Source organism: Xenorhabdus kozodoii (assembly GCF_002632875.1).
Taxonomy (GTDB): Bacteria; Pseudomonadota; Gammaproteobacteria; order Enterobacterales; family Enterobacteriaceae; genus Xenorhabdus; species Xenorhabdus kozodoii.
On the sequence record NZ_NJCX01000013.1, the window covers coordinates 118,144 to 126,064 of the forward strand.

The following is a 7,921-nucleotide window of genomic DNA, read 5'->3' on the forward strand; positions in this document are numbered from 1 at the left end:
TGTAAACTGAGAAAATTATGAACACAAAATATCAACTAACTCTAATACTTCTGCCCTTAAATAGGAAGGAAGTTATTTTTGTACTACAACCGAGATTTCCTTTCTTAATAGGAAATATATCTGCCTATAGAAGAGGTTTAAATAATATAGTTTCTCAGTTTATTAATTATAAGATAACGCGTTATTTTTAGAATAATTACAGATATAGCGTTAAATTACAGATCGTAAAACCCCCCCATCAACTCGTAACGCAGCTCCTGTTATTGCAGATGATTGCATAGAAGATAAATACACTATAAAGTTAGCAACTTCATCTGTAGTTGTTAGCCGACCAAGAAGTGAAGATGGCCTATATTTTTTCATAAACAACAGTCCTGCTTCCTCTGCAGTACCAGCTTCTCCCATCAAATTTTGAACAAAATTTTCCACCCCTTCACTCATAGTTGGCCCAGGTAAGACACTATTGACTGTGACACCGGTATTAATAGCAATTTCAGCGAAACCACGAGCAACAGCTAATTGTGTCATCTTACTTACTCCATAATGAACCATTTCTGATGGTATCTGTAATGCAGACTCGCTCGATACAAATATCACACGCCCCCACCTTCTCTGCATCATAGAATGAAGATAGTAGCGAGTTAACCGAATACCACTCATTACATTAACTTCCATCATTTCTAACCATTCTGAATCACTAATTTCCAACAATGGTCGAGGACGAAAGAAGCCGGCATTATTGACAAGAATATCTACTTTAGATACAGATGTAGTAAGAGTGTTACATCCTGATAAGGTTCCTACATCAGCAACTATACCGCTTACTCGTTTTGCATCATCTAAACGAGACATAGCTTCAGCAATGCGCTCTTGAGAACGTCCGTTGATAATAACATTTGCCCCAGCAGCTAGTAATCCAGAAGCTACAGAAAATCCTATCCCACATGAGGAACCAGTGATCAAAGCAACTTTTCCTGAAAGATCAATTTTCATAGTTCATTTTCCTCATCATTAGGAAATGAACTAAATATATTATCTTGATCAATAATATTATTATAATAAACCATGACCTTAGGATTTGACGCCTCAAAATAGTTAGGTACAGAATAACCAATTGTAGAAAAATCAATCACGCCACGTTGTAAAAAATCCCCTAGAGTAATACGAGCCACGGATTCCTCACCAACACGCCACTTGGCGAACACCCCATTTTCAGCGTCTATAGCTTTATAGTACATGACTCCTTGCCAAGGAGCTGGTCCGCGTAGACCAACCAAAAATTCATCATCTCCATCATTATCAAAATCAGCACAAACGATGCAATGGCCAGGACTTTCACCTTTTATATCAGGATCACCGAAAACGTCTAAAACATATCGTTTCCATTTAACTATTCTCGGGTCTGCATTACGTTGCTTACAATACACCACCACCGTATTTCCATGAAAAGGCTCTAGTGCTGCTACATATCCAAATTGCTCATTTCCCAAACGTCCTACATCTGCATCACCACTGCCTTTGAAATGTGTTTTCTCTACCTGAATCACATCCCCTATACCAATCAAATGACGCACCCAACGGTTTGTTTTTTTATCGTAATAAAACCAACTAACACCTTCATCTGAAGAAATAATTAGTGAGTCAAGATCAGAGTCTGGTATAAGGCCTGTTTTTTTCTCAACGCCATGAACAAAACGAAAAGAGTGATTATCAATAATTTTCATCGGCCAATTTCCTGCCTCCAAGACGTTATCAGGCCGAGTGAATAGTGCTACAGGAATAACACCATGCATAGCTGTAGCAGATACTATTGGAAAACCAACAAGTTCCATACGATCTTTTTGTGTAAAGTATCCTGCTCGCAGGCGATGCATAGTAGGAATCTGGCCAATATATCTACGTTTCCAGCGAACGTCTTCACTTACTTCAGTTCCGGGATTCTCAAGCCAATCAATTTTTCCTCCATTTGGAGAAGGATCGTGAAATGTGCCACCATCTCCATACAAGTCGTAACAAATTATGATATCTTGTCGACCAGAGCCAGCTATTTCAAAGTTATCCATTCCAACAGGCATACGTATATTATCTACCAATAAATGTCGTTTCCATTCAACCACGCCATCAATAGTAAGTATATTTTCATACCAGTAGATCTCGCCAACTCCCGGGCCATACGCAACCAAATCATACCGATGAGCATTGGCCACATCGAAAGATTGAATCCAATAGCCATCACGCAATCTCTCAGCAACAATTTGTGGAGTAAAACATGGTGGAAAATTTTTGATATATTTATTATGTTTCATAGTAAGACATCCTACGATTTAATCAATTAAACTATTATCTTGATATTTTCTGTATCTAGTGTTTTAATTACAGAGTCTCTATTTAGAATATTATAAGTTATTTTTTTCCATTTAGGATATTCCTCCATATCTAAACCTATTTCATGGAACCAGTTGTAATAAACTAATAAAAAAGGATCTATTAAAGAAAAACACTCACCTTTAGTATATTGAGTGTTGGGTGATAATAATGATTCAATGTATTTAGCCAAAAATGGTATTTTGTTCTGTGAAAATTTTCTTAGATGATCATGAACTTCCAAATCATAAACTAAATTCTCTGGCCTAAAATAAGCACCAATATTACGATGAGCGCTAGTTACCAACCACGAAAGTAGTTCAATATAACGAGCCTCAGTCATTGTACCAACAGCAGGAATTAAGCAACTATTTGGTTTTCTACGAGCAATAAAAAGGCTGATCGCCAATGATTCGGTTAAAATTTCCCCATCAATTTCTAGGGCAGGGACTAAACCTTGAGGATTAATCTGCAGAAACTCAATGGTGTGATAATTTTTCCATATATTATCTGCAATTTTAACTCGAATAGGTTCAAAGTTAATATTAACTTCATTAAGAATAATATGAGGAGCTAGTGAAATAGTTCCTGGTGAGTAATATAGCCGCCACACAAAAAACCTCCTATATTAGAGTTTATAAAAATATTTTAAATATAAATAATTACTTTTTCATTTCCTTGGGTGATATTCTATAGCCATCCATATACAGTCGGTTTCCGCATAATATTGATGCCAAGGATAATAAAAATCATTTCCGTTATCACAACCAATACAAAATGGTTGTGACGTAGTAAAACCTGGCGGCATAGTAATATCTTCATAGATACTTTTGAAAGAATTAGAATGAAATTTTTGCATATGCCCTATGCCTATAATTTGAGTATGTATCTCTAAAAAATCATGTTCATTATGAATTAAACAATGAGTACCTGAACGGGCAAGCCAAAGATTAAGCTTAAGGTCGAACACAGTATGTTTTCCAAGTGCCATCTTAATATGAGGTGATAATTTTTTAAATAATGAAAAATCTACTGTACCAACTGTATCTTGTGATGAAAACCATAATTCTAATTTTGAGATAGGAATTTTTTCATCTGGTTTTTCGAAACGCGTCCATCCATGTTCAAGTTTAATCTGAATAATATCGTCTACTATCACTTTCTTGATAAGAATAACATATGAGCAACTAGAAATATGTACATTACATAAATTGGCCGAAGATAATGGAGGAATGCCACAATTAATATCCTCATGGACTATAATATAATCTCCACTTGGATTAATTATTAAAGATTCTCTATCTATATGTAACTTCTTTGGATTGTATAATATAAATGCGTCTAAACACTTCCCTGAGAAACACAACTCACGTAGAAGATTACTTCCTTCTTTTTTATTCATGATTTTTATTCTATTGAGCTAATGGAGAGTTCAGTATTAATGGTATCTCTAAATGGAACAAAGATTTCATTAGATGAAATTTGATTATACGTTTCATCTAAAACCTTTTCATTTGATAAAAACATCGCAATTGCATGTAATGTCCGATTCGTTGCATTTCCATCTCCATATGGGTTAATAGATCGAGACATACTACTATAAAGTTGATTGTCATTTAATAAAGCAACTGTTTCAGATACAATATTTACTCGATTACGCCCCACTAGTTTCGCTGTTCCCAAATGCACTGCTTCTGGACGCTCAGTTAATTCGCGAAGTACTAAAGTCGGTTTACCTAAAGTCGGTCCTTCTTCCTCTGCACCACTGCTATCAGAAATAATTAAATAGCATTTTTTCATTAACTTACAAAATCCTAAGTAAGGTAATGGCTCTACCAAAGATATATTTTCTTTTCCTTGCAACCGACTCATAATTTTTTCTCGTACAATGGGATTCTTATGTAATGGAACAATAATTCTAACATTTTCTTCCATAGATATTTCATATAGAGCATCTGCAATTTCTGTCAAATAATCCCAAGACTCTCGTCTATGAGCTGAAGCAAGAATAATCCTCCTCTGATCTGAATCAAGGTCTTCTAAACCAGCTACACCATAGTCTTTAGCATTCTTTATCCCCCAATGCAAAGAATCTATTACTGTATTACCAGTAATAAATATTTGAGAAGGATTTATGCCCTCACGTAACAAATTTAGATAATTTCCAGGTGTAGGAGCCAAATGCAGGGAACTTATCTGAGCCACTAAACGACGATTAGCTTCTTCTGGAAAAGGAGAAACTATATTTCCACTACGTAACCCAGCTTCTACATGTAAAACAGGAATCCTCTGTTGAAATGCATATAAAGCACCAGCAAGAGTGGTGGCTGTATCACCATGAACAATAATTGCGTCAATAGATGATGTATTTAAAACATCAAATAAAGATTTCAAAATACGTTGAGTTACGTCAGTCAATGTCTGACGAGGACGCATAACTGCCAAATCAATATCAGCTTTTATTCCAAAAACCGCTAGAGTTACATCAAGCATTTCTTTATGTTGGCCAGTAGATACTACTAGTGGTTTCATCTGATTGCTTTTTTTCATAGCCAATATTAATGGTGCGCATTTTATCGCTTCTGGACGAGTTCCTATGATAAAGGCAACGATATGCATATTTATTTTCTCACTAATTTATCATTTATTTATTATGAATAATTATATCCATAAAACAGAAAAACGGCTGCGCAAGCTAAGGTGTTAAAGTAGAAAAATAAAAAATAGCTCAACTGCTCAGCAAAGCGAGCCGCACTAAAAACTATAATGACCTAATATCAATTTATATCTTTCAGGCTGGAGTAAAATATTGAACAATCATATCATTAGCTAAAAAATTACTACTAATACTATGAAACTCAATAAAATGCTTAGATAATATATGGACATCAAGATCTTCCTTTGATTCCCAATTTTCATAAAACATCCATGTTGCAGGATCATCACTTGAACGGTGTAATTTGTAATCAATACACCCTTTTTCTGCCAACGTAGGCTCAATCATATCACGCAGCCGTCGTCCTAATTCTTCCTCTTGTCCTGGTTTAGCCGTAAGTTGAGCTACTACAGATATTACTTTACTATTCATATAATTCTCCATAAATATTATAAAGTTACTTTTCGTTATAGGATAATAAAAACACATTATAATTAGTGATAAAAACTATTTAAATTTATTTACAAAAAAAATCAACTAACTTACATAATCAAAAACATGAAAAAATAAAGACTGATAAAAAATATGGAAGTTAAATTTTTAAACACCCTTTTAGTTATGAACAACTTATTTATAAAAATTTAGTTTGTCAAAACTTATATTTTTATTGTTACAACAAAAATATCTCATGATGGATGGATATTATTTCAACAATAAATAAACCATGATAAAATTAAAAACAACATCAAATATAAATGTAAATACAATCACCACGACAAATCAAATTTATTTAAATATTTAGCTTTAATCATTTAAGATTTATTGATAGGGTAATGAAAAAGAGGGCATTGCGTTTCAAACAAACAAAATTTTTAAAATTCTCACCTTTATCACTTATAAGGAAATTAAAAAACAAAAAAGTGTTATTATTTATATATATTACAAAACAATTCAATACATATATTAAAACATGGAAATTAATTTCCTCCATGCATAATACAATTGAAAAAATCAGCTTAATCAATTAACAACTTAAATTAAACATGTAAAAACCTTTATATCCGACATTCCGTACCGCATTCGTAATTTATTGTTTTAATTAAGAATCAACATTAGCGTGAATTTTACGCAATCATTTTAAAATCAGTATATTACAGATATAGCTGCGGAATGACGGTTATATAATTACAATTAAATATTATATCTCAAAAAAACATTAAAAAGGCAAAATAATGACAAAAAAAGATAATAACGTAAAAAAAGCAGTCATTCCAGTCGCAGGCTTAGGAACAAGAATGTTACCAGCGACTAAAGCTATTCCTAAAGAAATGTTGCCTCTAGTCGATAAGCCTCTTATTCAACATGTAGTTAATGAATGTATTCAATCCGGCATTAATGAAATAATATTGGTTACACATTCATCTAAAAATTCTATAGAAAATCATTTTGATACTAGTTTTGAATTAGAGGCAATACTTGAAAAAAGAGTTAAAAGACAATTATTAGAAGAAATTCAATCTATTTGTCCCAATCATGTGACAATAATACAGGTACGACAAGGAATTGCCCAAGGCTTAGGGCACGCGATATCATGTGCCAAGCCGTTGATAGGAAATGAACCTTTTGCTGTTCTTCTACCCGATGTTATTCTAGATGAATATGAGACTGATATGTCAAAATATAATCTAAGTGAGATGTTATCACGTTATCATGACAGTGGAATAAGCCAACTACTTGTAAAGCCTGTATCAATGGAAAAAGTGCTAAACTATGGTATCGTTGATTGTCGCGGACAGATATTACAGCCAGGTGATAGTAAACCAATCTCGCGAATAGTCGAAAAACCTAGCCCTGAAGAAGCACCATCCAATCTCGCCATTGTAGGTCGTTATATATTATCTGAAAAAATTTGGCCCCTATTAGATGAAATAAAACCTGATACGAATGATGAAATTCAGTTGACAGACGCCATTGCTGCATTGATAGAAAAAGAAGCAGTCTACGCTTATTATTTACATGGAAAAAGTTATGATTGTGGTGGTAAATTAGGTTATATGCAAGCATTTGTTGAGTATGGGATGAAACATAAAGAATTAGGTATGATTTTTACAAATTGGATCACCTCCATTCAAAGGGAAAGTAAATAAAACGTTAAAAACATTTATAGCTATTGAGGTCAGGGCGAGATCTCATAATTTTAATATGGTTATGTTGCATGATAAATATACACAACAGATATCGAAACCTATCAATAAAATAGTATTGAATGTGCGGAGTTATCAATATCTGTTCAATGATTATTTTTTACACAAAGTAGAATCCCGCCCTGCTATTAAAGTAGAGTCTCTCAATAATATTATCAGGTCAAGAGAGTGAATGTTCACTTCTTGCCTAACACCTTAAATCCTGCGACTAATACCTTATCCAAATAGTTGGTCATGAACCCAATAGTTAGATCGTAGTATTAACGCTCAATAAACGTTCCTATCACTTTATCGTGTATTTCTTCGGATTTGGAATAACTTATTTTCGATTCAACCTTTTAATGCGAATACGCAGAGTAAGATTGGTTCTCTCGATACGCTGGGTAAATTTTTTTCCCGTGAAGTGTTTTTCCTCAGACAGGCAATCATAAACAGTATAATCATCCGTGCAGTAGCACTGAATGCTAAAAGGAAACAAAAGCGCCAGCAGTTTTTTCAGCGTTTCCCGGCTGCGATCACCAAATACATGTGCCACTACCCGCTTTAGACTGGGTTCCCAGGCATACCTGAGCCAACGCTGATTTTCTTGTTACCGACAAATGACCACTGCTGGTGAGTAGACCTACCCAGTCACCTGGGCAGATCCCTCCTCAGAACCGGACATGCAGAACTACCGCATCCGGCTCCCGACAGACCC

At 34.3% G+C, this 7,921-nt stretch carries 7 protein-coding genes and 1 pseudogene; 1 reads left to right on the forward strand and 7 read right to left on the reverse strand.

Annotation, left to right across the window (positions count from 1 at the left end):
* Positions 1-210: 210 nt before the first annotated feature.
* The 6 genes from Xkoz_RS10660 to Xkoz_RS10685 form a co-directional block, all read right to left on the reverse strand.
* A complete protein-coding gene (locus tag Xkoz_RS10660; protein WP_099142141.1) occupies positions 211-993 on the reverse strand; it encodes an SDR family NAD(P)-dependent oxidoreductase in 783 nt (260 codons plus the stop codon).
* Positions 990-2,306: a hypothetical protein gene (locus Xkoz_RS10665; protein WP_099142142.1), complete on the reverse strand. Its 1,317-nt coding sequence runs from the start codon at positions 2,304-2,306 to the stop codon at positions 990-992. Before Xkoz_RS10665 ends, Xkoz_RS10660 begins: the two co-directional genes overlap by 4 nt.
* A gap of 26 nt (positions 2,307-2,332) precedes the next feature.
* Positions 2,333-2,977 (reverse strand): glutathione S-transferase N-terminal domain-containing protein, encoded by a 645-nt coding sequence (locus Xkoz_RS10670; RefSeq protein ID WP_099142143.1) that lies wholly within the window; start codon positions 2,975-2,977, stop codon positions 2,333-2,335.
* 57 nt (positions 2,978-3,034) lie between these two features.
* Positions 3,035-3,766 carry a hypothetical protein gene (locus Xkoz_RS10675; RefSeq protein WP_099142144.1) on the reverse strand — a complete coding sequence of 244 codons (732 nt, stop codon included), beginning with the start codon at positions 3,764-3,766 and terminating at the stop codon, positions 3,035-3,037.
* 5 nt (positions 3,767-3,771) lie between these two features.
* Positions 3,772-4,983: a non-hydrolyzing UDP-N-acetylglucosamine 2-epimerase gene (gene wecB / locus Xkoz_RS10680; RefSeq protein WP_099142145.1), complete on the reverse strand. Its 1,212-nt coding sequence runs from the start codon at positions 4,981-4,983 to the stop codon at positions 3,772-3,774.
* Positions 4,984-5,155: 172 nt separating this feature from the next.
* Positions 5,156-5,452 (reverse strand): putative quinol monooxygenase, encoded by a 297-nt coding sequence (locus tag Xkoz_RS10685; RefSeq protein ID WP_099142146.1) that lies wholly within the window; start codon positions 5,450-5,452, stop codon positions 5,156-5,158.
* An 800-nt stretch (positions 5,453-6,252) separates the two neighbouring features.
* Between Xkoz_RS10685 and galU the strand changes: the two genes are divergently transcribed.
* On the forward strand, positions 6,253-7,167 hold the full coding sequence (gene galU, locus Xkoz_RS10695) for a UTP--glucose-1-phosphate uridylyltransferase GalU (RefSeq protein WP_099142148.1): 915 nt from the start codon (positions 6,253-6,255) through the stop codon (positions 7,165-7,167).
* 317 nt (positions 7,168-7,484) lie between these two features.
* Here the strand turns inward: galU and Xkoz_RS10705 are convergent.
* Positions 7,485-7,836: pseudogene (locus Xkoz_RS10705) on the reverse strand (IS1 family transposase); the annotation flags it as partial.
* Positions 7,837-7,921: the final 85 nt, after the last annotated feature.

Coding starts and splice junctions, on each gene's coding strand:
- Xkoz_RS10675 (WP_099142144.1), bottom strand. CDS start 3,766: ATGAATAAAAAAGAAGGAAGTAATCTTCTACGTGAGTTGTGTTTCTCA.
- galU (WP_099142148.1), top strand. CDS start 6,253: ATGACAAAAAAAGATAATAACGTAAAAAAAGCAGTCATTCCAGTCGCA.
- Xkoz_RS10665 (WP_099142142.1), bottom strand. CDS start 2,306: ATGAAACATAATAAATATATCAAAAATTTTCCACCATGTTTTACTCCA.
- Xkoz_RS10660 (WP_099142141.1), bottom strand. CDS start 993: ATGAAAATTGATCTTTCAGGAAAAGTTGCTTTGATCACTGGTTCCTCA.
- wecB (WP_099142145.1), bottom strand. CDS start 4,983: ATGCATATCGTTGCCTTTATCATAGGAACTCGTCCAGAAGCGATAAAA.
- Xkoz_RS10685 (WP_099142146.1), bottom strand. CDS start 5,452: ATGAATAGTAAAGTAATATCTGTAGTAGCTCAACTTACGGCTAAACCA.